This window comes from Micromonospora sp. U56, from assembly GCF_018070095.1.
GTDB lineage: Bacteria > Actinomycetota > Actinomycetes > Mycobacteriales > Micromonosporaceae > Micromonospora > Micromonospora purpureochromogenes.
On the sequence record NZ_JAGPYL010000111.1, the window covers coordinates 1 to 21,002 of the forward strand.

At 74.0% G+C, this 21,002-nt stretch carries 21 protein-coding genes; 17 read left to right on the plus strand and 4 right to left on the minus strand.

Annotation, left to right across the window (positions count from 1 at the left end):
- From KBX37_RS27135 to KBX37_RS27155, 5 genes are all read left to right on the plus strand, one after another.
- Positions 1-369: cytochrome P450 (locus tag KBX37_RS27135; protein ID WP_210778727.1), on the plus strand; the 369-nt coding region annotated here is incomplete at its 5' end.
- On the plus strand, positions 366-1,166 hold the full coding sequence (locus KBX37_RS27140; RefSeq protein WP_210778728.1) for an isocitrate lyase/phosphoenolpyruvate mutase family protein: 801 nt from the start codon (positions 366-368) through the stop codon (positions 1,164-1,166). The genes KBX37_RS27135 and KBX37_RS27140, both read left to right, overlap by 4 nt.
- A 98-nt stretch (positions 1,167-1,264) precedes the next feature.
- Positions 1,265-2,233: a hypothetical protein gene (locus KBX37_RS27145; protein WP_210778729.1), complete on the plus strand. Its 969-nt coding sequence runs from the start codon at positions 1,265-1,267 to the stop codon at positions 2,231-2,233.
- A 5-nt stretch (positions 2,234-2,238) separates the two neighbouring features.
- Positions 2,239-3,840 (plus strand): asparagine synthetase B, encoded by a 1,602-nt coding sequence (locus KBX37_RS27150; RefSeq protein ID WP_210778730.1) that lies wholly within the window; start codon positions 2,239-2,241, stop codon positions 3,838-3,840.
- Positions 3,841-3,936: 96 nt separating this feature from the next.
- Positions 3,937-4,869, plus strand: a complete 933-nt coding sequence (locus KBX37_RS27155) for a PfkB family carbohydrate kinase (RefSeq protein WP_210778731.1) — start codon at positions 3,937-3,939, stop codon at positions 4,867-4,869.
- A 109-nt stretch (positions 4,870-4,978) separates the two neighbouring features.
- Here KBX37_RS27155 and KBX37_RS27160 read toward each other — a convergent pair whose 3' ends face one another.
- A complete protein-coding gene (locus KBX37_RS27160) occupies positions 4,979-5,200 on the minus strand; it encodes a DUF2188 domain-containing protein (RefSeq protein ID WP_210778732.1) in 222 nt (73 codons plus the stop codon).
- 114 nt (positions 5,201-5,314) lie between these two features.
- Here KBX37_RS27160 and KBX37_RS27165 point away from each other — a divergent pair, with 114 nt between their 5' ends.
- Complete coding sequence (locus KBX37_RS27165) at positions 5,315-6,310, plus strand: linear amide C-N hydrolase (protein ID WP_210778733.1); 996 nt, start codon at positions 5,315-5,317, stop codon at positions 6,308-6,310.
- A 59-nt stretch (positions 6,311-6,369) separates the two neighbouring features.
- Here KBX37_RS27165 and KBX37_RS27170 read toward each other — a convergent pair whose 3' ends face one another.
- Positions 6,370-7,845, minus strand: coding sequence for an LVIVD repeat-containing protein (locus KBX37_RS27170; protein ID WP_210778734.1), 1,476 nt, complete (start codon positions 7,843-7,845; stop codon positions 6,370-6,372).
- Positions 7,846-7,983: 138 nt separating this feature from the next.
- Between KBX37_RS27170 and KBX37_RS27175 the strand changes: the two genes are divergently transcribed.
- The 10 genes from KBX37_RS27175 to KBX37_RS27220 all read left to right on the plus strand — a co-directional run bounded on the left by KBX37_RS27175 (position 7,984) and on the right by KBX37_RS27220 (position 17,094).
- A complete protein-coding gene (locus KBX37_RS27175) occupies positions 7,984-8,667 on the plus strand; it encodes a DUF305 domain-containing protein (RefSeq protein WP_210778735.1) in 684 nt (227 codons plus the stop codon).
- Between the two features lie 152 nt (positions 8,668-8,819).
- The gene (locus tag KBX37_RS27180; protein ID WP_210778736.1) at positions 8,820-9,257 is read left to right on the plus strand and encodes a YbaB/EbfC family nucleoid-associated protein; all 438 of its coding nucleotides are present in this window, start codon (positions 8,820-8,822) and stop codon (positions 9,255-9,257) included.
- A 4-nt stretch (positions 9,258-9,261) separates the two neighbouring features.
- Positions 9,262-9,603 (plus strand): type VII secretion target, encoded by a 342-nt coding sequence (locus tag KBX37_RS27185; protein ID WP_210778737.1) that lies wholly within the window; start codon positions 9,262-9,264, stop codon positions 9,601-9,603.
- Entirely contained in the window at positions 9,600-10,301 is a 702-nt protein-coding gene (locus tag KBX37_RS27190) for a WXG100 family type VII secretion target (protein WP_210778738.1), read from the plus strand. Before KBX37_RS27185 ends, KBX37_RS27190 begins: the two co-directional genes overlap by 4 nt.
- A 181-nt stretch (positions 10,302-10,482) precedes the next feature.
- Positions 10,483-11,073 carry a hypothetical protein gene (locus tag KBX37_RS27195; RefSeq protein WP_210778739.1) on the plus strand — a complete coding sequence of 197 codons (591 nt, stop codon included), beginning with the start codon at positions 10,483-10,485 and terminating at the stop codon, positions 11,071-11,073.
- Positions 11,074-11,099: 26 nt separating this feature from the next.
- Positions 11,100-11,747 carry a pentapeptide repeat-containing protein gene (locus KBX37_RS27200; protein ID WP_210778740.1) on the plus strand — a complete coding sequence of 216 codons (648 nt, stop codon included), beginning with the start codon at positions 11,100-11,102 and terminating at the stop codon, positions 11,745-11,747.
- A 26-nt stretch (positions 11,748-11,773) separates the two neighbouring features.
- Positions 11,774-13,021, plus strand: a complete 1,248-nt coding sequence (locus tag KBX37_RS27205) for a sensor histidine kinase (protein WP_210778741.1) — start codon at positions 11,774-11,776, stop codon at positions 13,019-13,021.
- Positions 13,018-13,683: a response regulator transcription factor gene (locus tag KBX37_RS27210; RefSeq protein ID WP_210778742.1), complete on the plus strand. Its 666-nt coding sequence runs from the start codon at positions 13,018-13,020 to the stop codon at positions 13,681-13,683. The genes KBX37_RS27205 and KBX37_RS27210 overlap by 4 nt, the downstream gene beginning before the upstream one ends.
- A gap of 148 nt (positions 13,684-13,831) precedes the next feature.
- Positions 13,832-14,608 (plus strand): ABC transporter ATP-binding protein, encoded by a 777-nt coding sequence (locus tag KBX37_RS27215; protein ID WP_210778743.1) that lies wholly within the window; start codon positions 13,832-13,834, stop codon positions 14,606-14,608.
- Between the two features lie 5 nt (positions 14,609-14,613).
- Positions 14,614-17,094, plus strand: a complete 2,481-nt coding sequence (locus KBX37_RS27220; RefSeq protein ID WP_210778744.1) for an ABC transporter permease — start codon at positions 14,614-14,616, stop codon at positions 17,092-17,094.
- A gap of 45 nt (positions 17,095-17,139) precedes the next feature.
- Here the strand turns inward: KBX37_RS27220 and KBX37_RS27225 are convergent, their stop codons facing one another.
- On the minus strand, positions 17,140-18,402 hold the full coding sequence (locus tag KBX37_RS27225) for a nucleotide sugar dehydrogenase (protein ID WP_210778745.1): 1,263 nt from the start codon (positions 18,400-18,402) through the stop codon (positions 17,140-17,142).
- Between the two features lie 103 nt (positions 18,403-18,505).
- Positions 18,506-19,891, minus strand: a complete 1,386-nt coding sequence (locus KBX37_RS27230; RefSeq protein ID WP_210778746.1) for a serine/threonine-protein kinase — start codon at positions 19,889-19,891, stop codon at positions 18,506-18,508.
- A gap of 529 nt (positions 19,892-20,420) precedes the next feature.
- Between KBX37_RS27230 and KBX37_RS27235 the strand changes: the two genes are divergently transcribed.
- Positions 20,421-21,002: RNA polymerase sigma factor (locus KBX37_RS27235; RefSeq protein WP_210778747.1), on the plus strand; the 582-nt coding region annotated here is incomplete at its 3' end.

Below are 21,002 nucleotides of genomic sequence, written 5' to 3' on the forward strand. Positions count from 1 at the left end.
GACGGGGGCACCGCCGGGGCGCTGCTGGCCGAGGTGCTGCGCCTCGACCCGCCGGTACGCGCCACCCGCCGGATCGCCGCCCGCCCGGCCCGGGTGGGCGGGCAGCCGGTCCCGTCCGGCGCGGAGCTGGTGCTGCGCTTCGACGCGGCGAACCGGGACCCGGCGGTGGTCACCGCGCCGGACCGGTTCGCGCCGGGCCGGTCGGTGCTGACCTTCGGCGCCGGCCCGCACGGCTGCCCGGGTGAACGGCACGCGCTGGCCCTGGCCACCGGGGTGGTGGACGTGCTGCGCGAACGCCGGGCCGGTCCGGCGCCCCGACCGGAGCACCCGCCCCGCGTCCCGCGCACCCGCCCGGCGGTGCTCCGGTGAGCGACCGCCACGCCGCCTTCCGCGCCCTGCACCGCCCCGGCCGGCCGCTGGTGCTGCCCAACGCCTGGGATCACGCCTCCGGCGCCGCCCTGGCCGCCGCCGGCCATCCGGCGGTGGGCACCACCAGCCTCGGCGTGGCCGCGGCCGCCGGCCGGCCGGACGGGCTGGCGGCCACCGCCGAGGAGACCCTCCGCCTCGCCGAGCTGCTGGTCCGGTTGCCGGTGCTGGTGACCGTGGACGTCGAGGCCGGCTTCAGCGACGACCCGTCGGCCGTCGCCGGCTACGCCGCCGAGCTGGCGGCCCTCGGCGTGGCCGGAATCAACCTGGAGGACGGGCGGCCCGACGGCAGCCTCGCCGATCCGGCCCTGGTGGTGGCCAAGATCGAGGCGGTCCGGGCCCGGGTGCCCGGGCTCTTCGTCAACGCCCGCACCGACGCCTGGTGGCTCGGCCTGCCCGACCCGCTGGAGCAGGCGCTGCCGCGGGCGCGGGCCTACCGGCGGGCCGGGGCGGACGGCCTCTTCGTCCCGGGGGTCGGCGACCCGGACGTCGTCCGGCGGCTGGCCGACGCGGTCGACGCGCCGCTGAACGTTCTGGCCCAGCCGGGCGGGCCGTCGCCGGCGGCGCTCGGCCGCCTCGGGGTGGCCCGGGTCAGCACCGGCTCGCTGCTCTTCCGGGCGGCGCTGGCCGCCGTGGTCCGCACCGCCGACGCCGTCCGGACGGGGACGGTGGAGCCGGATCCGGCGCTGCCGTCGTACGCGGACGTGCAGCGGATGACAGCGACCGGTCGTCGCCCTTAGGGGTGGATGGGAGGATTGCTCGGACTTTCCCTGTTCCGGGTGCTTACGGTGTGTTTCAGGTTCATCCGCACCGTGTCGTACCGGGAGAGGACCCGACCATGCGTGTGCCCAGCCGAAGTTCCGGCCCCCAGCCCGGCCCGTCCGTCTCCTCGCCCGCCCCGGCACGCCGGTCACCCCCGCCGGCCCCGGCCCGCGCGGTGCCGACCGCCCCGCCGGACCTCGACGCGTACCGCGAGGCCGTGGCGGAGCTGCTGGTTGAGGTGGGCGCGCTCGCCGACGCGACGTCCAGCGCGGCCCGCCAGGTGCTGCTCGACCAGCGGTTGCGGGAGCCGGCGATCGCCGCGGTGCTCGACGCGACCCCGCAGGGGTTCATCGGCGCCCGCGAGACGCTGCTGCTGGAGATGGCCCGCTACCAGCCCAACGAGCGGACCTCGGCGAGCGACCTGACCGCGCTGGTCCGGATCTACCTGCTCTCCCGCATCGACGTGATGTGGTGGCGCGACACCACCACCTTCCTCACCGACGACCAGGTCGACACCCATCCGGACCTGGTCGACCTGGAGTGGCTGCGCCGGCGCGGGCTGCTCGCCTTCCGGTACCAGGAGCAGCCGACCACCGTGCTCGGCCGGGGCGTACGGGCGGTGCGCCGCAAGCTCCGCCCGGACGCCACCCCGCGCACCGCGGGGGTGAAGTTCCGGCGCACCCGGCGCGAGGTGGTGGCGCTCCTCAACGACCTGGCTCGTGAGCTGGCCCGGGCCACCCCGCCGGCCACCCCGCCGCTCTGGGTGACCAGCCTGGTGCGCAGCGCCGAGCACCAGTACCAGCTGCGCCGTCTCGGGTACGCCGCGATGGTGCCCAGCGGGCACTGCCTCGGCTGGGCGGTGGACGTGGAGATGGCCTGGTTCACGCGCTTCGGCGTCCGGGACACCCTCGCTGAGATCCTGCTCGCCCGGCAGGCCGCCGGTGAGATCAACGTGGTCGACGAGGGGCAGGCCTGGCACGTGTGCCTGGCACCGGGCGCCCGCGCCCGGCTGCGCTCGGCCTACGAGGCGGAGATGGGGGCCTGAGGCGGATGTGCGGCATCGCGCTCAGCGCCGGCCCCGAGGCCGACCCGGCGATCTTCCGCCGCATGCTCGCCGTCCTCACCCCCCGGGGCGAGGTCACCGAGACCCGGCAGGAGAACGGCCTGCTCGCCGGCGTACGGCGGCTGCGAATCGTCGACCGGGACCGGGCCGTGCAGCCGTTCACCTCCGCCGACGGGCGGTACGTCCTCTGCTACAACGGCGAGGTCTTCAACCACCACGAGCTGCGCGCCGAGCTGACCCGGGCCGGACACCCGTTCCGCACCGCGAGCGACACCGAGGTGGTGCTCGCCGCGTTCCTGCGCTGGGGTGAGCGGGCGGTGCACCGGCTGCGCGGCGAGTGGGCCTTCGCCGTCGCCGAACGCGCCACCGGCCGGGTCTACCTGGCCCGGGACCCGCTCGGCGTCAAGCCGCTCTACTGGGCCCGCACGCCCGGCTGCCTGCACGTCGCCTCGGAGGTCAAGGCGCTGGTCGGGCTGCGCGCCCCGGTCGACGAGGTGCCGCCCGGGCACCACGGCTGGGCCGACCCGGACGGGCGGGTGGAGCTGGCGGCGTACCTCGACCTGCTCGCCCTCGGCGCGGGACTGCCCGAGGTGGACGACCCGGACGAGGCCGCCCTGCTCGTCCGGGCCGCGATCAGCGACAGCATCCGGATGCGGGTGGACACCGACCTCCCCGTCGGGGTGGTGCTCTCCGGCGGCCTGGACAGCTCGCTGGCGCTGCTGCACGTCCGCGAGCTGCATCCGGACTGCGTGGCGGTGACCGTCGGGGTGCCGGACAGCCCTGACGTGGCGTACGCGCGGCGGCTCGCCGCCGACCTCGGCGTGCCGCACGAGGTCATCGAGTTGCGCCCGCGCGACATCCGGCTGGCCGAGGTCCGCGAGGCGATCCGGATCTCCGAGCTGACCGAGTACGGCGACATCATCAACGCCGTGGTCACCGTGCCGATCTTCCGCCGGCTGCACGAGCTGGGGATCAAGGTGGTGCTCACCGGCGACGGCTCCGACGAGCTGTTCGGCGGCTACCCGATGTACCACCAGGTCGGCCCCGACCGGGCCCGCCGGCTCTTCCTCCACAAGATCCGCAACCTCTGCCGTACGGAGTTGCAGCGGGTCGACCGGGCCAGCATGGGGCACGGGGTGGAGGCCCGGTTGCCATTCCTCGACCTCAGCGTGGTGGAGCTGGCGATGCGGCTGCCGCTGGCGCTCAAGATGCGCGACGGGCAGGAGAAGTGGATCGTCCGGCGGGCGTTCGCCGACGTGCTGCCCGACTACATCCGGCGGCGGCCGAAGAACCCGATGTCGTACTCCTCGGGTCTGCACGAGCGGACCCGGCTCTACCGGCCGTTCTTCTCCCGGCTGCACCGCCGGTTCGGCTACGACCTGCTGGAGCCGGTCCGCCGCGACTTCGACAGCGTGCTCACCCGCTGCGGCAACGACCTGGACCGGGCCATCGCCGACGGGCTGGCCCGCCCCGACTACACCGTGCTGGAGCACGCCCGGGACCTGGTCGGGGCGGCGAGGTGGAACGCCGCCCCGCTGGTCCGCCGGCTGGTCGGGCCCCGTCCCACCCGCAGGGCACCGGTCCGGTGAGCCCGGGCCCCGAGCGGGCGACGCCGCACTTGCGGGGCGATCCGGGTACCCGGCAGCGACGGACATGCCGGCGGCGCGGGCGGGTAGTAGCCCGGCATGGCGGAACCGGACGTGATGGTGGTGGGTCAGGTGGCCCGGGACCTCGTCCTGCTGGTCGACGAGCTCCCGGCCGCCTCCGGGACGGCGCCGGTGCGACGCCGGCGGGAGCTGCTCGGCGGCAAGGGCGCCAACCAAGCCGTCGGCCTGGCCCAGCTCGGCGTCGACATCGGACTGCTGGGTGTCCTCGGTGACGACGAGGTCGGTGACGGGCTGCTGGCCCAGGCCCGTGCCGACGGCGTCGACGTGCGGGCCGTGCTCCGCCGGCCGGGCACCCCGACCGGCCTGATCGTCGACCTGGTCGACGAGCAGGGCCACTGGCACTACGTGCAGGATCTGCCACCGGGCACCCTGCTCACCGCCGAGGACGTGCTCGCCGCCGCGGCGCTGCTGCGGACCGCCCGGGTGGTGGTGGTGCAGCTACAGCAACCGCTGGCGGCGGCGCTGGCCGCGGCCCGCTGCGCCCGCCGGGCGGGCCGCCTGGTGGTGCTCGACGGGGCGCCGACGGACCGGGCGGGCGACGTCGAGCTGCTGGCCCTCGCCGACGTCCTGCGCGCCGACGCCCAGGAGACACGGCTGCTTCTCGGCGCCGCACCGGCGGACCCGGCCGGCGGCCTGCGCGCCGCCCGGGAACTGCTCAGGCGCGGGCCGTCCCTGGTCGCCGTCGAGGTGGCCGGGGTGGGCAACGCCTTCGCCTGGCCCGACGCCGATCTCTTCGTGCCGCTGAGCGAGACCCCGACCGTCGACACCACGGGCGCCGGGGACGCCTTCGTCGCCGCGCTCACCGCCGGGCTGCTGCGGGGCGAGCCGCGCGAGCGTACCGCCCGGCGCGCCGTGGCCGCGGCCGGAGCCACCGGGGGCCGGCCCGGGGGCCGGCCCGAGCTCACCGAGGCGGCCATCGCCGAGCAGCTCGCCCGGATACCGGCCGGCTGAGGCGCGACCGGCACCCCGTCGACGCCCGTGCCCGCTCATGAACCGACGGCCTGCCGGAGCCGCCGGTGACCCAGGCGATTCCGGCAGGCCGCCGGAGGGAGCGCGCCGGTCAGCCGGCGGGCGGGAAGGGATCGTCCCGATAGGTGTACTCGGTCTCGATCTTTCCGTCGGCGGTGTGCACGACGAGCTGGCTCGGCTCGTTGGCGTGCGCCACCTTGCGGCCCTCCTCGACCGCGCGGTGCTTGGTGTCGTACGAGCCGAGGCTCCGGCTGCCCTGCTCCACCTTCCAGGAGCCGTCGTTCGGCACCACGTGGTATTCGTTGCGCTTCATGGGCGCTCTCCTCTCGTCCGTCCGGATCCAGGTACCCGGATGCCCGAAACGGAAAACTGGTGTCGCCCTCGGTCGGTGGACAACCCCCGGGGTCTCCCATAGCGTTCCGGAGATATGCGGAGGACTCTCCTGGGCGCCGGGCTCGCCCTGTTGCTCGCCACCACCGGCTGCGCCGGCACCGACGACACGCCGCCCGCGCCGGCCGGCGACCGGGTGCCGGCCGCGTCCCGGCAGGACGCCGACGAGGTCGGGCGCACCCTGGCCAGCCTGCGCCGGGTCGACAAACTGCCGTTGTACGAGATGACCTACGTCGGCCGGTACGACGCGACGGTCGGCGCCGACGCGGAGCCCGAGGCGAGCCCGTTCGGCTGCTCGCTCTTCGCCGCCAGCGGCGAACCGGCCCGGCCGCTGTTCGCCCGCAACTTCGACTGGGCGGCCAACCCGGCGATGGTGCTGCGTACCGACCCGCCGGACGGCTACGCCTCGGTGTCCCTGGTGGACCTGTCGTACCTCGGGATCGGCGCCGATCCGACCGGCGACCGGCGGCTGTTGGACGCGCCGCTGCTGCCCTTCGACGGCATGAACGAGCGCGGGCTCGCGGTCGGCCTGGCCGCCGACGACCACGCGACGGTCACTCCGGTGCCGGGCCGCCCCACGGTCGGCTCGGTGCGCATCCTGCGACTGGTGCTCGATCGGGCCGCCACGGTCGACGAGGCGGTGGCCGTCTTCGGCCGGTACAACCTGGACTTCGACGGCGGGCCGCCGCTGCACTACCTGCTCGCCGACGCGACCGGCCGCTCGGCCGTGGTCGAGTTCGTGGACGGGACGATGCGGGTCCAGCGCGGCGAGGGCCGCTGGCAGGCGCTGACCAACGTGCCGGTGGTCGGGGTGTCCGAAAAGGAGCGGCGCGCCGACCGCCGGTACGGGGCCATCGCGGCCGCGTTGGAGAGCTCCGGCGCCCGGGTGGACGCCCCGGCGGCGCTGCGGATCCTCGACCAGGTGCGGCAGGGCCACACCCGCTGGTCGGTGACGTACGGGCTGCGCAGCGGCGAGGTGCACCTGGTCACCGCGACCGGCAAGGAGCGGCGCTACCAGCTGCCGATGGACTGACCCCGCCGTACGCGCAAGGGCCCGGCCCCCGACGGGGACCGGGCCCTTCCGACGTGGCCCTACCAGCTCAGGTAGCCGGCCTGGGTCTGCACGTTCAGCTCGCGGAACCGGACCAGGTTGGCCGTCCACGTCCGCCAGTCGTTCAGCTCCAGCACGTCCAGGCCCTTCTGGATGTCGCTGGAGTAGATGTGCCCGTTGTAGTAGTACGTCGACCAGGCGCCACCGGTGGTGAGCTGGGTGGCCGAGAGCGGACCGCGCTCCCAGAACCCGATCTCCTTCGGCTTGGTCGAGTCGGTGAAGTCCCAGACCGAGATGCCGCCCTGGTACCACGCCTGGACCATGATGTCCCGGCCGAACACCGGGATCAGCGAGCCGTTGTGCGCCACGCAGTTCTCGGTGTCCGCGTTGGCCCGCGGGATCTTGTAGTAGCTGCGGAAGATCATCGTCCGGGCGTCACCGCGACCGGTGATGTCGTAGATGGCGTCCGCGCCACGGTTCGGCCCGACGACCTCGTTGCAGGTGGCCGCGCCGCCGCCGCCCAGCTCGTCGGTGAAGACGACCTTGGTGCCGGCGTTGTTGAACGTCGCCGAGTGCCAGAAGGCGAAGTTCACCGTGTCGCGCACCCGGTTGATGACCCGGGGCGCCTCCCGGTCCGAGATGTCCATCAGGATGCCGTCGCCCATGCAGGCGCCGGCGGCGATGTCCTTCGACGGGTACGCGGTGATGTCGTGGCAGCCGCTCGTCGCCGAGTGACCCGGGCTGCCCTCGTATCCGCCGTCCGGGAAGAGGTTCGGCATGGCCACCACGGCCGCGTCGGTCGGCTTCTTCAGCGGCACCTTGACGATCGAGATGGAATCGTGCGGGGGCTGGCAGTCCGGCAGCTCCACCAAGGGGCGGTACGACGAGACGTACAGGTAGACGGACTTCTTGTCCTTGGCCGGCACCAGCGTGTGGGTGTGCGAGCCGCAGTCGGTCTCGACCGCCTTGATGTAGCGCGGGTTGGCCTTGTCGCTGATGTCGAAGACCTTGATGCCTTCCCAAGACTCCGGTTTGGTCTCGGTCAGGCGCTCACTCGTGCAGGAGTCGTTGCTGCGGCCCTGGTCGGTGGAGAGGAAGAGCAGGTCCCCGTAGACCGAGATGTCGTTCTGCGACCCCGGGCAGAGCACCTGGGACACGACCTTCGGTGCGCTGGGACGGACGATGTCGTAGATGACGAAGCCCTCGTAGTTGCCGACGAAGGCGTACCGGCCCTGGAAGGCCATGTCGCTGTTGAAGGCCGCCGACGTGTTGAACGGGGCCTGCTTCGGCAGGTTGGCGATCTGTCGCAGGTTGGGGCTGCTGGAGATCTCGTCCACGCCGAGCGTGGGGGTGGCCGTGGCGGCCGGTGCGGTGGTGGCCGTGGCGACCGCCTCCGCGTCGGGCGTCACGGCGGCGTTGCCGGCCGGGGCGGTGGCCACGCTCGCCACCAAAAGGCCGGCCGCGGCGAGGCTCACGATCGTCAGCTGGCGTCGTCGGGGGAGGGAAAATCTGATCATCGGCAGCGCCCTTCGACAGGGGTTGATGATTGTGGACACCTTACCGTTCGACGAAGGGTGTCGATGTGATCTGAGTCACATAAAAGCGTCGTCGTCAATGGATACGATCGCTGCGACCTCGACCGGAGGGGGAGTCGCATGACCGCCCGACGTGGACGGACCCTGCTCGTCGTCACAGTCGCGGCCGTGGTGCTGGCGGCGCTCGGGCTCGCGCTGCGGCCCACCGACCGTCCCGCCCCGGTGGCCGTCGGATCGACCGGAGTCGCGTCGCCGACCCCGGCCCCGGCTGACGGCCCCTCCGTCATCGTCCCCGGCCGCCCCGGCGAGTCCGCCGTCGCCCGCCCGGCCGCGGAGGTCCGCGACACCGCCTCGCCCAGCTACAACTCCCTGGACGTCTGGTTCGTGCGGATGATGATCCCGCACCACGAGCAGGCCCTGGCGATGGCGGAGCTGGCCGAGGGCCGAGCCGCCAGCCCGCAGATCCGGGCGGTGGCCGACCGGATCAGAGGCGCGCAGCGGCCGGAGATCGGCATGATGCGCGGCTGGCTGAGCGCCCGCGGCCTGCCGGCCGAGGTGCCCGGCCACGACCACGGCACCATGCGCGGCATGCAGTCGCCGGAGGCGATCCGGCGGCTCGCGGGCGCCCGGGGCGCCGACTTCGACCGGCTGTTCGTGCAGCTGATGACCGCGCACCACCAGGGTGCCGTCACCATGGCGACCGACCTGCTGAAGGTCGGCGTCGACCAGCAGCTCGACGAGTTCGCCAACTCGGTGGCCACCGAGCAGGCGGTCGAGATCGACCGGATGCGCGAGCTGATCTGAGGCGACCGGGCGGTCCCAACCGGCGAAGAACGGGCGACCGCGAGGACGGCCCGGCGCCGGACGGGTGCGTCCCCAGTGGACCACGAGCCTCGCCACCCGCGTGTTAGCCTTCTCCGCCTGACCATGATCACGGCGAGCGACCGAGGGGATACATGGCGGGCGGTGCTCCAGAGACGGGCGGCTTGCTGGACCCGGACGGCGCGGTGGAACGGTTGGCCGAGTGGAAGGGCCGTATCGATCAACTGGCGGCCGACACCCGGGCGATGAGCGAGCGCCTGCAGGATCTGCGGGTGACGGCTGCCGACGACAACCGTCTGGTCGAGGTCACGGTCGACTCCGTGGGGCGGTTGGTCGAGCTGCGATTGGGCCAGCGGATCCACCGGGTCGCACCCGAGGTCGTCGCCAGGACGATCATGGACACCATCGGTGCGGCCCGACAGCAACTGGCCGACCGGTCCCAGGAGATCATCGCCGACACCGTGGGCACCGGATCGGCGGCGGCGCGCGCGATCGCCGAGCGCGTCGGGGAGCAGTTGCGCGGCGCCGATCCGGTCGCGGACGGCTCCGACGACCGGCACCGCGGGTGGTGAGCGCGTGGGGGACGGGTTCGCGGTCGACGCAGAGCAGATCCGCGCGCACGCGCGCAACATCGAGGTGTTGCGCGAGCGCTTCGCGGCGGTGAGGGCCGCGAGCGCGCACATCGCACAGAACGAGGCGGCGTACGGGTTGCTGTGCGGGTGGATCTCCGGAGTCCTGGAGGACCGGCACGCCCGGCAGGACGAGCTGATCGCCTACGTTGAGGAGAACCTGTCCCTGGTCGCGAAGGGATTGCGCACGACCGCGGACAACTACGACGACGCGGACGCCGCCGCGGACAGCACGATCCGCAGGGCGGGGAGCCGGTGGGACGCAGATCCGGCGAGGCTGCCGCGATGAGCGAAGGGTCGTTGGTCGCCGACGTCCGGTCCACCCGCCAACCGTGGACCGGGGCGGCGCTGCCCGACAGCTTCCAGGGGCTGGTCGACGCCATCCACAGCGCGGGCTGGGTCGACGACCTGCTGGCCGGTGCGGCGTTCGGGGTCGAGGTCACCGCGACCGTGATGGATCCGTTCAGCGCGCTGCTGGCCAACGGGCTGGGCTGGGCGATGGAGTACTTCGAGCCGCTGCGGCAGATCCTCGACGACCTCACCGGAATGCCCGACGTGGTGGCCTCGCACGCGGCGACCTGGGAGAACATGGCGGCCGAACTCCTGAGCATGGCCACCGGCCTTGAGTCGCACCTGGGCGCGGACATCCCGCACTGGCAGGGGCAGGCTGCCAGTGCGTACCGGAGCCTGATGGCGCACAACGTGACGGCGCTCGACGGGCTGGGCGGCATCTCCGCCGCGATGGCCGCGGCCACCCAGGCCGCCGGAAACCTGGTGGCGTTCACCCGTGACGTCGTGCGCGATCTCATCGCCGACCTGGTGGCGCGCGTGGTCGTCTGGGCGGTCGAGGCGATCTTCGTCGTCACGATCCCGGTGATCGCGTCGCAGATCGCGGCGGCCGTGGTCAAGTGGGCCGGACGAATTGCGACCTACGTCGCCGCCCTGATCTCCAGCCTCACCAACCTCGCCCGGCTGCTGAACGGCTAGGCCGGGCCGCCCTGATCTCCAGCCTCACCAACCTCGCCCGGCTGCTGAACGGCTAGGCCGGACGATGGTGAGACCGAGGACGCCTCCCGGCGGGCACGGTGACGGCCCGGGGCCGATGCACCCGGGCCACGGTGACGGTGCGAGCGGCACCCCGACCCCGCGACGACGCGGTTCGGGCGAGGTGCCCGACAACGTCACGAGGGCGCAGGAGATCACCGCCCAGGAGGCACGGCAGGGCCGCCCGGGCGGAGACCCCGGCGCAGGGCAGGGCAGGCCCGGCGGCAACGACGACGGTCACCGCACTCCCGCACCCGGCACCCCCGAGTACGCGCGTCGGCTGGAGGAACTCGCCGCCGACCCGGCCCACAACGGCAACATCAGCGCGAAGTCCCGCCGAGAGGCGGAGGTCGGGCTCGAGGCGGAGGCGCAGGGCAAGATCCCAGGTCCGATCCGCCGTGCCGAACTCGACAACTCCGATCCGGCATTCCAGAAGGATCAGGGTGAGTTCATCGACGCCAACGGAAACTACTGGGACGTCAAAGCCCCCGCCGATATCTTCCCCGCCGGTCGGTACGCCGGCCAGCCAATGCCCGAGGGAATGAGAGGACGCTACAATGGCGACGATTTCGAGCAGAAACTCGCCGACGAGGTGACCGGCGGACAGAATGTCGTCATCGACACCAAAAATCTGTCGCCGAGTGCCGTGGCCGATCTCAAGAGGCGGGTCGCCGGTCGAGCGGACTGGGATGGCAGGGTGGTGTTTGACAAGTGAGCAGATACAAGCGGAGCGTCGCTGACGTGATCCGTTGGCCGGGCAGTCCCGACGCCAGAGCGGCGCTCGAGGAGTGGCTGGGCGTCGCTTCTTCGGACACCGCGTCGTACCTGGCGGGCGACTTTCTCGATTTCCGTGGGGCGGATCTGAGCAGCCTCGACCTGACGGGCGCCTACCTGGCCAATTCCTGCCTGGTCGGGGTGCGGTGCGAGGACGCCAACCTTGGCGACGCGAACCTGAACAACGCCGAACTCGACGGCGCCGATTTCTCCTTTTCCGACCTGGCGAAGGCTGACCTGGTCGGCTGTACGGCGCGGAACGCGCGTTTTTCCAGCGCCCGGCTGTTTTCGGTGCAGTTCGACGAGGCCGTTCTGGGGGGGGCCGATCTCAGTCACGCGATCCTCAATTCGGCGAAGCTCTACAGAACCGATCTGCGCGCCGCCGACCTCAGGTTTTCGAGCCTGCGGTGGTGCACGTTGGGCGGCGCGAACATGCCCGCGGTGCTGAGCGGCGCGCGAATGTTCGGCTGCCAGCTCGAGGGTGCCAAGGGCACCGTCGTCGGCCCGGTCTTCGTCGATCAGGCCGCGACCCGGTCGCTCGACGGCGCCGAACTCGAGGCATGGTTCTCCGCACAGGATGCGCAGGACATCCGGGTGGCACCTCGCTCGCCGTAGCCCCGGGGAGTCGACCCGTACGCTGGGTGACCGTGAACCGCACCGTCTTCGGCCGCCCGCTGCGCTCGCTCGCCTTCGACGTCCTCGTCTCCGGCGTGGTGGCGCTGCTCGCCGTGGCCGCCGTGGTGAGCCAGCCCGGCGGCGTGCCCGCCACGCTGGTCGGTTGCGCCATGGCGGTCGCCCTGCTGTGGCGTCGGGTCCACCCGTCGGCGGTGGCCGCCGTGGTGGCCGGGCTCGCCATGGTGCAGGTGATCGCCGGCTGGGGGCCGCTGGCCTACGACATCGGCGTGCTGATCGCCCTCTACAGCGTCGTCAAGTACGCCGAGCGGCTGCGCGACGGCGTGCTGGCCGGGGTCGTCGCGGCGATCGGGGTGGTGCTGGCCGCCTCGCAGACCGTCGGCAACGCCGCCTGGTGGGCCACCTCCATCTACTTCGCGCTGGTCACCGGCGGGGTGTGGCTCGCCGCCCTGAACGTGCGGACCCGCCGCCTGTACGTGCTCACCCTGGAGGAACGCGCCGCCACGCTGGAGCGCGAGCGGGAGGCCGAGGCCCGCGCCGCGGTGGCGGGGGAGCGGGCCCGGATCGCCCGCGAGCTGCACGACGTGGTGGCGCACAGCATGGCCGTGATGATCGTCCAGGCCGACGGGGCCCGGTACCTGCTCGACCAGGACCCGGAGACCGCCCGGGCCGCGGTCAAGGTGGTCGCGGACACCGGCCGGCAGGCGCTGGAGGAGATGCGCCGGCTGGTGGACGTCCTGCGGGAGCCCCGCCCGGCGGAGCCGCCCGCCACGGCTGCGCCGCTGGCCACGGCGGAGCCGCCGGACGACGACGCCGTCGCCGCCGACCCGGAGCACCGGCGGGCGGCGGTGGCCGAACTGCCCGCGCTGCTGGACCGGTTCCGCGACGCCGGGCTGCGGGTCCGGCACACGGTCACCGGCGAACCGGCCGCGCTGCCCCCGGGCCTGGACCTCACCGTCTACCGGGTGGTGCAGGAGGCGCTGACCAACGCGCTCAAGCACGCCGGGGTCGGCGCGAGCGTCACGGTCATCCTGGAGCACGTCCCGGACGCCGTCGTGGTCCGGGTGGTCGACGACGGGCACGGCCGCCCGCCGGTCGGTCCCGCGCCGTCCGGCGGGCACGGCCTGGTCGGCATGCGCGAGCGGGTCGGCGTGTACGACGGCAGCCTCGTCGCCGGCCCCCGGCTGGCCGGGGGCTGGCGCGTCGAGGCGCGGCTGCCGCTACCGTCGACCCCCGGGACGGAGGTGGCGGCATGACGGTCCGCGTGGTGATCGTGGACGACCAGGCGCTGGTGCGTGCCGGGTTCCGGATGGTGCTGGACTCCCAGCCGGACCTGGAGGTGGTCGGCGAGGCCATCGACGGCGCGGACGCGCTGCGGCTGCTCGCCCGCACCGAGGCGGACGTGGTGGTGATGGACGTCCGGATGCCCACCATGGACGGGGTGGAGGCGACCCGCCGGATCTGCCGGGACCGCCCGGCCGGCCCGCCCCGGGTGCTGGTGCTCACCACCTTCGACACCGAGGCCGACGCGTTCGCCGCGCTGCGCGCCGGGGCGAGCGGCTTCCTGCTCAAGAACGTGCCCCCGGAGGAGCTGCTCGCCGCGATCCGGGTGGTCGCCGCCGGTGACTCGGTGGTCGCGCCGTCGATCACCCGCCGGCTGCTGGACCGGTTCGCCGACCGGTTGGGACCGGGGCCCTCCGAGGACCCCCGGCTGGCCCAGCTCACCGACCGGGAGCGGGAGATCCTGCTGCTCGTCGCGCAGGGACTGTCCAACGCCGAGATCGCCGGCCGGGTGCACGTCGCCGAGGCGACCGTGAAGACCCACGTCGGGCGGATCCTGGCCAAGCTCCAGCTCCGCGACCGGGTCCAGGCGGTGGTGCTGGCCTACGAGAGCGGGCTGGTCACGCCGGGAGGCTGACCGGCGCTACGACCTGGGTCGTACGGGTCCGCCCCGTCGGGGGCGACCCGGGGCGTACCGACCTCGACCGCGCGGGCGGACGCCACCGCGGGCGGCGCTCCATAGCGTCGGAGACGTCCTGGTCACCGACTGCACGGGGAGTCTCCGCATGTCCCTCGCCCCACCCGTCCCGGCCCGTACCGGTGTCGCGGTCACCGCCCGCGGCCTGCGCAAGGAGTACGGGCGCGGCGCCGCCCGCGTCGTCGCCCTCGACGGCGTCGACGTCGACTTCGCCGCCGGCCGGTTCACCGCCATCATGGGCCCGTCCGGCTCGGGCAAGTCGACGCTGATGCACTGCCTGGCCGGCCTCGACAGTCCCACGGCGGGCACCGTCCGGCTCGGCGACACCGAGACCGCCCGCCTCGACGACAAGCGGCTCACCCTGCTGCGCCGGGACCGGATCGGCTTCGTCTTCCAGAAGTTCAACCTGCTGCCGGCGCTGACCGCCGAGGAGAACATCCTCCTGCCGCTGGCCATCGCGGGCCGGCGGGCGGATCCGGCCTGGCTGCGGCAGGTGGTCGCGGCGGTCGGCCTGGCCGACCGGCTCGGGCACCGGCCGGCCGAGCTCGCCGGCGGGCAGCAGCAGCGGGTGGCCGTCGCCCGGGCGCTGGTCCCCCGCCCGTGGGTGGTCTTCGCCGACGAGCCGACCGGCAACCTGGACTCCCGCTCGGGCGCCGAGGTGCTGGGGCTGCTCCGGGAGGCCGTGGACACCCTCGGCCAGACCGTGGTCATGGTGACCCACGACCCGGTGGCCGCCGCGTACGCCGACCGGGTGGTCTTCCTCTCCGACGGCCGGCTGGTCCGCGAGCTGGCCGCGCCGACCGCCGAGCGGATCCTGGACGCGCTCGCCGGCCTCGACCCGGTCGCCCCGGCGCGGGGGCGGTGACCGCGATGATCCGGTTGACCCTGCGCTCGTTGCGCGCCGACGCGCTGCGGCTGCTGCTCTCCTCCCTGGCGATCGTGCTCGGCGTGGGCTTCGTCGCCGGCACCCTGATGCTCACCGACGGCATGCGGGCCGGCGCGTACGACCGGGCCGGCGCCTTCGACCGGCACACCGGCCTCGGGGTGTACGCCGGCCCGGACCCCCTCCCGCCCGCCCGGGTCGACCGGGTGCGCGCGGTCGACGGGGTGGCCGCCGCCGAGGGGGAGCTGACCGGTTCCGGCGGGGTGGTCGGCTCGGACGGCCGCCCGGTGCTCGGCTACGGGGTGCTCGCCGCGATCCCCACCGACCCGGCCCTGCGCTCGTACGACCTCACCGCCGGCCGGTTGCCGGCCCGCGCCGGCGAGGTCGTCCTCGACGTGTCCACCGTGCGCGAGGAGGGCTTCGCCCGCGGCGAGCCGGTCCAGGTGGGCGGCTCCACCGGGGCCGCCCGGGCGTCCACCCTGGTCGGCGCCGTCGACGTGGCCGGCCCCGCCCGCGACGGCGCCGGACCCTTCATCGGCCTGGTGGGCGCCGACGCCCTGGCGGTGACCGGGGAGCGCGGGTACGGCCGGATCATGGTGGCCGTCGCCCCGGGCACGTCCCGCGAGGTGGTGGCCGAGTGGCTGGCCGGGCTGGCCGCCACCGGCGCCACCGTGAAGTCCCGTCAGCAGATCCTCGACGACTCGGTCAACGACGCGGTCCGCGACCGGAAGCAGTTCGGCATGATCCTGCTGACCTTCGCCGGGGTCGCGGTGGTGGTGGCCGGGTTCGTCATCGCCAACACCTTCGCCATCGTGCTCGCCCAGCGGACCCGGCGTACCGCCCTGCTCCGGCTGGTCGGCGCCACCCGGGGGCAGGTCTTCCGGGCCACCCTGCTGGAGTCGGCGGTGCTCGGGCTGAGCGCCTCGGTGCTGGGGGTGCTGGCCGGCGCCGGCCTGGCCGCCGGCCTGGCGGCGGGGCTGTCCACGCTGGACCTGCCGTTCACCGGCGAGGTCATGCTGACCCGCTCGACGGTGCTGCTCTGCATGGCGCTGGGCACCGCGATCACCGTGGCCGCCGCCTGCGTACCCGCCTGGCAGGGCACCCGGGTCCCGCCGGTGGCCGCGCTGACCGACGCCGCCGTGCAGGTGACCCGCCGGGCCGGCCGGGTCCGGCTGACGCTCGGCGCGCTGGTCTTCGCCGCCGGGGTCGCCGCGCTCGCGGTGGCCGCCACCGTCGGCCAGATCGCGCTGGTCGCCCTCGGCGGGATGCTGACCTTCTTCGGCATCGTGCTCTACGGCCCGGTGCTGGTGCCCGCTCTGGTCCGGCTCTTCGGCGCGCCCGCCCGGCTGCTCCTCGGCGCCACCGCCGGGCTGGCCGTGGCCAACGCCGTCCGCAATCCGCGCCGGGTCTCGGCGACCGCCACGGCGCTGGTGATCGGGATCGGTCTGGTGTCGGCGTTCGTGGTCGGCGCCGGCAGCGTGAAGGTGGGCATCCAACGCGCCGTGGACGCCCAGATCGGCGTCGACTACCTGGTCACCGGCGTCGGCAGCGACCTGCCGGCGGCACTCGCCGACGAGCTGGCCGCCCGGCCGGAGCTGGGGGTGGTGCACGAGCGGCGCAGCCGGGTCGTCGACGGGGTGGAGATCCGCGCCGCCCATCCGGCGCTGGTCGGCCGTACCCTGACCGGCACGGTGGCCGGCGACGACGGCGACCTCGGCCCGGGCGCGGTGCTGGTGCACCGGCAGCTCGCCGAGGCGCGCGGCTGGACCGTCGGCGCTCCGGTGACCCTCGCCGGCCGGTCCTTCCGGGTGGTCGCGGTGGTGACCGCCGACGAGGCCGCCCAGGCCGACCCCGGGGTGGCCGCGGGACACGTGGTCGACATGGTCGACGCCGACTTCGCCCGGCTCTTCCCGACCCAGCGCGGCTTCCTCGCCGAGGTGGATCCCGCCGCCGGGGTCCCCGCCGAGCGGGCCCGGGCGGCGGTCGAGACCGTCGTCGCGCGGTACCCGACGGTCAACCTGATGGACCAGGCCGCCTACAAGCAGATGCTCACCGGCACGGTCGACATGCTGCTGGCCTTCGTCACCGCGCTGCTCGGCCTGGCGGTGGTGATCGCCCTGGTCGGCGTGGCGAACACGCTGAGCCTCTCGGTGGTGGAGCGGACCCGGGAGAATGCCGTGCTGCGGGCGGTCGGTCTCACCCGGGGCCGGATGCGGGCCATGCTGGCCGTCGAGGCGGTGCTGATGGCGCTGGTCGGGGCGGTGCTCGGGATGGCGCTGGGCGCCGGGGTCAGCGCCGGCGCGATGGCCTTCGTGGCGAAGATCGGCGGGGAGTTCACCCTGGTGCTGCCCTGGGGGCGGCTCGGGCTGATGCTCGCGGTGGCGGTGCTGGCCGCCCTGCTCGCCTCCGTGCTGCCGGCCCGCCGGGCGTTGGGCCGGCCGGTGGTCGAGGCACTCGGCGCGGAGTAACCGGTGATGGCCGGTCCCGGGCGGGACCGGCCACCACCGTACGGGTCAGAGCCGCTCCACCATCGCGCCCCGACAGCGGTCCCGGGTGTCGAAGACGTACCGGGCGTGCCGGGCCACCAGGTCGTAGTCGAAGCTGTCGTGGTCGGTCACCACGACCACGGCGTCGGCCTCGGCGACCTCCCGCTCGGTCAGGTCGACCACGGTCACCCCGCCGGGGATGTGCTGCGGCTCGGCGTACGGCTCGACCGCGCGCACTTCGGCGCCGAGGTCGTTGAGCCGCCGGGCCACGTCCACGGCGGGGGAGTCGCGCATGTCGCCGGTGTTCTTCTTGTACGCCAGGCCCAGCAGCAGCAGCCGGGCCCCGTTGACCGAGCGGCCCACCCGGTTCAGCCCGGCCATCACCCGCTGGGCCACGTGCTCGGGCATCTGGTGGTTGATGTCGTCGGCCAGCTCGATGAACCGGAACTGCCGGCCCATCGTCCGCTTCACCTGCCAGGACAGGTAGCACGGGTCGATCGGCAGGCAGTGGCCGCCCACACCCGGGCCGGGCCGGAACGGCATGAAGCCGAACGGCTTGGAGGAGGCGGCGTCGATCGCCTGCCAGACGTCGATCCCCAGGTGGTGGGAGGCGATCGCCAGCTCGTTGATCAGCGCGATGTTGACCTGCCGGAAGGTGTTCTCGATCAGCTTGGTCAGCTCGGCGACCCGGGTCGAGTCCACCGGGACGGTCCGCTCCACCAGGCGCCGGTAGAAGTCGTCGACCCGGCGCAAGGAGGCGCCGTCGACGCCGGAGACCACCTTGGGGGTGTTCTCCAGCCGCCAGGTGCGGTTGCCCGGGTCGATCCGCTCCGGGCTGTAGCCGAGGTGGAAGTCGCCGGGGCTGCGCAGGCCGCTGGCCGACTCCAGCAGCGGCCGGAGCACGTCCTCGGTGGTGCCGGGGTAGGTGGTCGACTCCAGGACCACCGTGCAGCCGGCCCGGACGTATGGGCCGATGCCGTGGCCGGCCTGCTCGACGTAGCTGAGGTCGGGAGCGCCGTCGCGCAGCGGGGTCGGGACGGTGATCACGCAGATGTCGAAGCCCTCGGCGTCGGTGTACTCCGTGCTCGGCCGGTAGCGGCCGCTGCCCAGCGCCCGGCCGAGCCGTTCGGCGGTGATGTCCTCGACGAACGACTCGCCGGTGGCGAGCCGCTTGACCCGGTCGGCGTCGACGTCGAGGCCGACCACGTCCAGCCCCGCCTCGACGGCACGCATCGCCAGTGGCAGACCGACGTACCCCTGACCGATGACGACCAGCTTCTCAACGCGCACGTTCACTCCCGTGGCAGTAAGTGACTCCTGCCCGGGAGCTTAGGGCCTGTATGAGGTTTAAAGTCCGATTTTGCGGCTAATGGCGGTGGCGATGTCGAATCCGTCAGCTGCCCGCCAGCGGCGGGTTCCCGTCCGCGGGCGCCGTGGTGGTCGGCACCGGATCGGGCGGCGCCGTGGTGGTCGGCACCGGATCGGGCGGCGCCGTGGTGGTCGGCGGGCCGGCCGGCGTGGTCGTCGGCACCGAGGTCGGCTGCGGCTCCGCCGATCCGCTCGGCCCCGGCGACGGCGGGACCGTGACGGTGGTCGAGGGCCGGTTGCGCGGGTTCCAGGTGCGGTTCGGCCGGCTCGGCTGACCCGTGGCGGTCTCCTCGGGGATCGCCGACGGTTCCCCCTCTTCGCTCGGGACCACGGCCGGCGAGGTGCTCTTGATGTTGGTCGCCCCGTCGCCGGTCTCCTGGGCCGCGCCGAGCGCCGCGCCCAGCGCGGTGAGTGCCACCAGCACCGCCGCGAGCGCGCCGACCAGCGAGCCGCGCCGGCCGCGGCCCCGCGTCGACGCCACGGTGGCGGCCGCCGGGAGCGCCGGCACGTCGCCCCGGGTGGTGGTCGCCGGGCCCGCCGCGCCACGCAGCGCCGGGGGGACGAACGCGGTCGTCGCGGCGCCGTCGCGCAGCGCGGCCCGGGCCGCGGCGGCCATCTCGGCCCCGGTGGCGAACCGGTCGGCCGGGTCCTTGGCCAGGGCCCGCGACACCAGCGCGTGCACCGTCGCCGGGATCTCCTCCGGCAGCGCCGGCGGCTCGTCGTCCAGGTGCCGCACCGCGACCTGGAGCGGGTTGTCGCCGGTGAACGGCGGCCCACCGGTGAGGCAGCAGTACGCGACCGCGCCGAGCGCGTAGATGTCGGTGGCGGCGGAGACGGGACGGCCGGACGCCTGCTCCGGCGCCATGTAGAGCGCCGTCCCCGGCACCGCGTTGGTGCTGGTGATGCTGGTGACGTTGGTGGACCGGGCGACGCCGAAGTCGACCAGCACCACGATGCCGTCCTCCTGCACCAGCAGGTTGCTCGGCTTCACGTCGCGGTGCACGATCCCGCCGGCGTGCGCGGCGTGCAGCGCCTGGGCGGCCTGCGCGACGATCGACATCGTCTCGGCGACGTCCAGGTGACCGGCGGCCTCGATCCGCCGGGACAGCGGCTCGCCCTCGACGAACTCCATGACCAGGTAGTCGGCGCGCCCGCCGTCGGCGAGGCGGTCCTCGCCGCAGTCGAAAACCTGCACGATGCCCGGGTTGCGCAGGGCGGCCATGATCCGCGCCTCGGCGCGGAACCGGGCGATGAAGTCGGGGTCGGAGACCAGCGCCGGCAGCAGCACCTTCACCGCGACCTGGCGGCCCAGGATCAGGTCCGTGGCACGCCAGACGTCGCCCATGCCGCCGGTGGCGACACGTTCGTCCAGGCGGTAGCGACCGCTGAGCACGACCTCCGATGACAACACCCGAATACCGTACCCAGCGGAGCAGAAAAGAACTCATGGCGATCTCCCCGTCGCGTCCGGCACCGGGGCGGCACCGTTACCGGTGCCACGACGGCGCGGCGAACGGGGGGTGACGAGAACCGAACCGACTGTCACAATGGGCGCGGCTGGCGGCCGCAAGCCGGGCGTACGGGGCCACCGGGGACGCCCGGACCGCGATGACCTGGCCCGGAGCGTCTCGCAGTCGTTTTCCGTCACACGGACTCGCCGATTGTTCAGCTAGATATTTCTCACTCTTTCCCCGGCAGGCGGTGACTTGTCCACCGGTCCATTGACTCCTACCGTTAGCGCGACTCGGGCCAGCCCATGGTGCCGGTGCGGCATTCGGCCGACCGCCGTATTGTCGCGGCGTGTGTCAGACATGCCGCCCGGCCGCTCGGCAGGGGTGCGATGGGGTCAGCGGGGGGCTGTTGGTGCGCGAGGGGGTCCGACTGCCGCACCGGGGGTGCGTCACGCACGGCCTGCCGGTCACGGCGGGGGTGGCGGACGCATGACCGTTGAGCTGAGCGAGGCGGTGGCCGCAGCGCAGGCCGGCGACGAGGAGGCCTTCCGCTTCCTGTACCGCAGCCTCCAGCCGGGCCTGTTGCGGTACCTCACCGCCCTCGTCGGCGCCGACGCCGAGGACGTCGCCTCGGAGACCTGGTTGCAGATCTCCCGGGACCTGCCCAGCTTCACCGGCGGCGAGTTCCGGGCCTGGACGGTGACGATCGCCCGGAACCGGGCGATGGACCACCTGCGCCGCCAGCGTCGCCGTCCCTCGCTGCCGGTGCCGGTGCAGGCGTTGAGCGAGCTGGCCGGGGACGCGGACACGGCCGAACGGGCCGGTGAGACCATCGGTACGGAGGCCGCGCTGGCCCTGATCGCGACGCTGCCGCCCCGGGAGGCCGAGGCGCTGCTGCTGCGGGCGGTGATCGGGCTGGACGCCGAGACCGCCGGCCGGGTGCTCGGGCGCCGCCCGGGTGCCGTCCGCACCGCCGCGCACCGCGGCCTGCGCCGGCTCGCCGCGCTGCAGGACCGTCAGGACCCGCCCCAACCGGCCGGTGGCGACGAGCGGACCGGCCCGCCCCCCCCG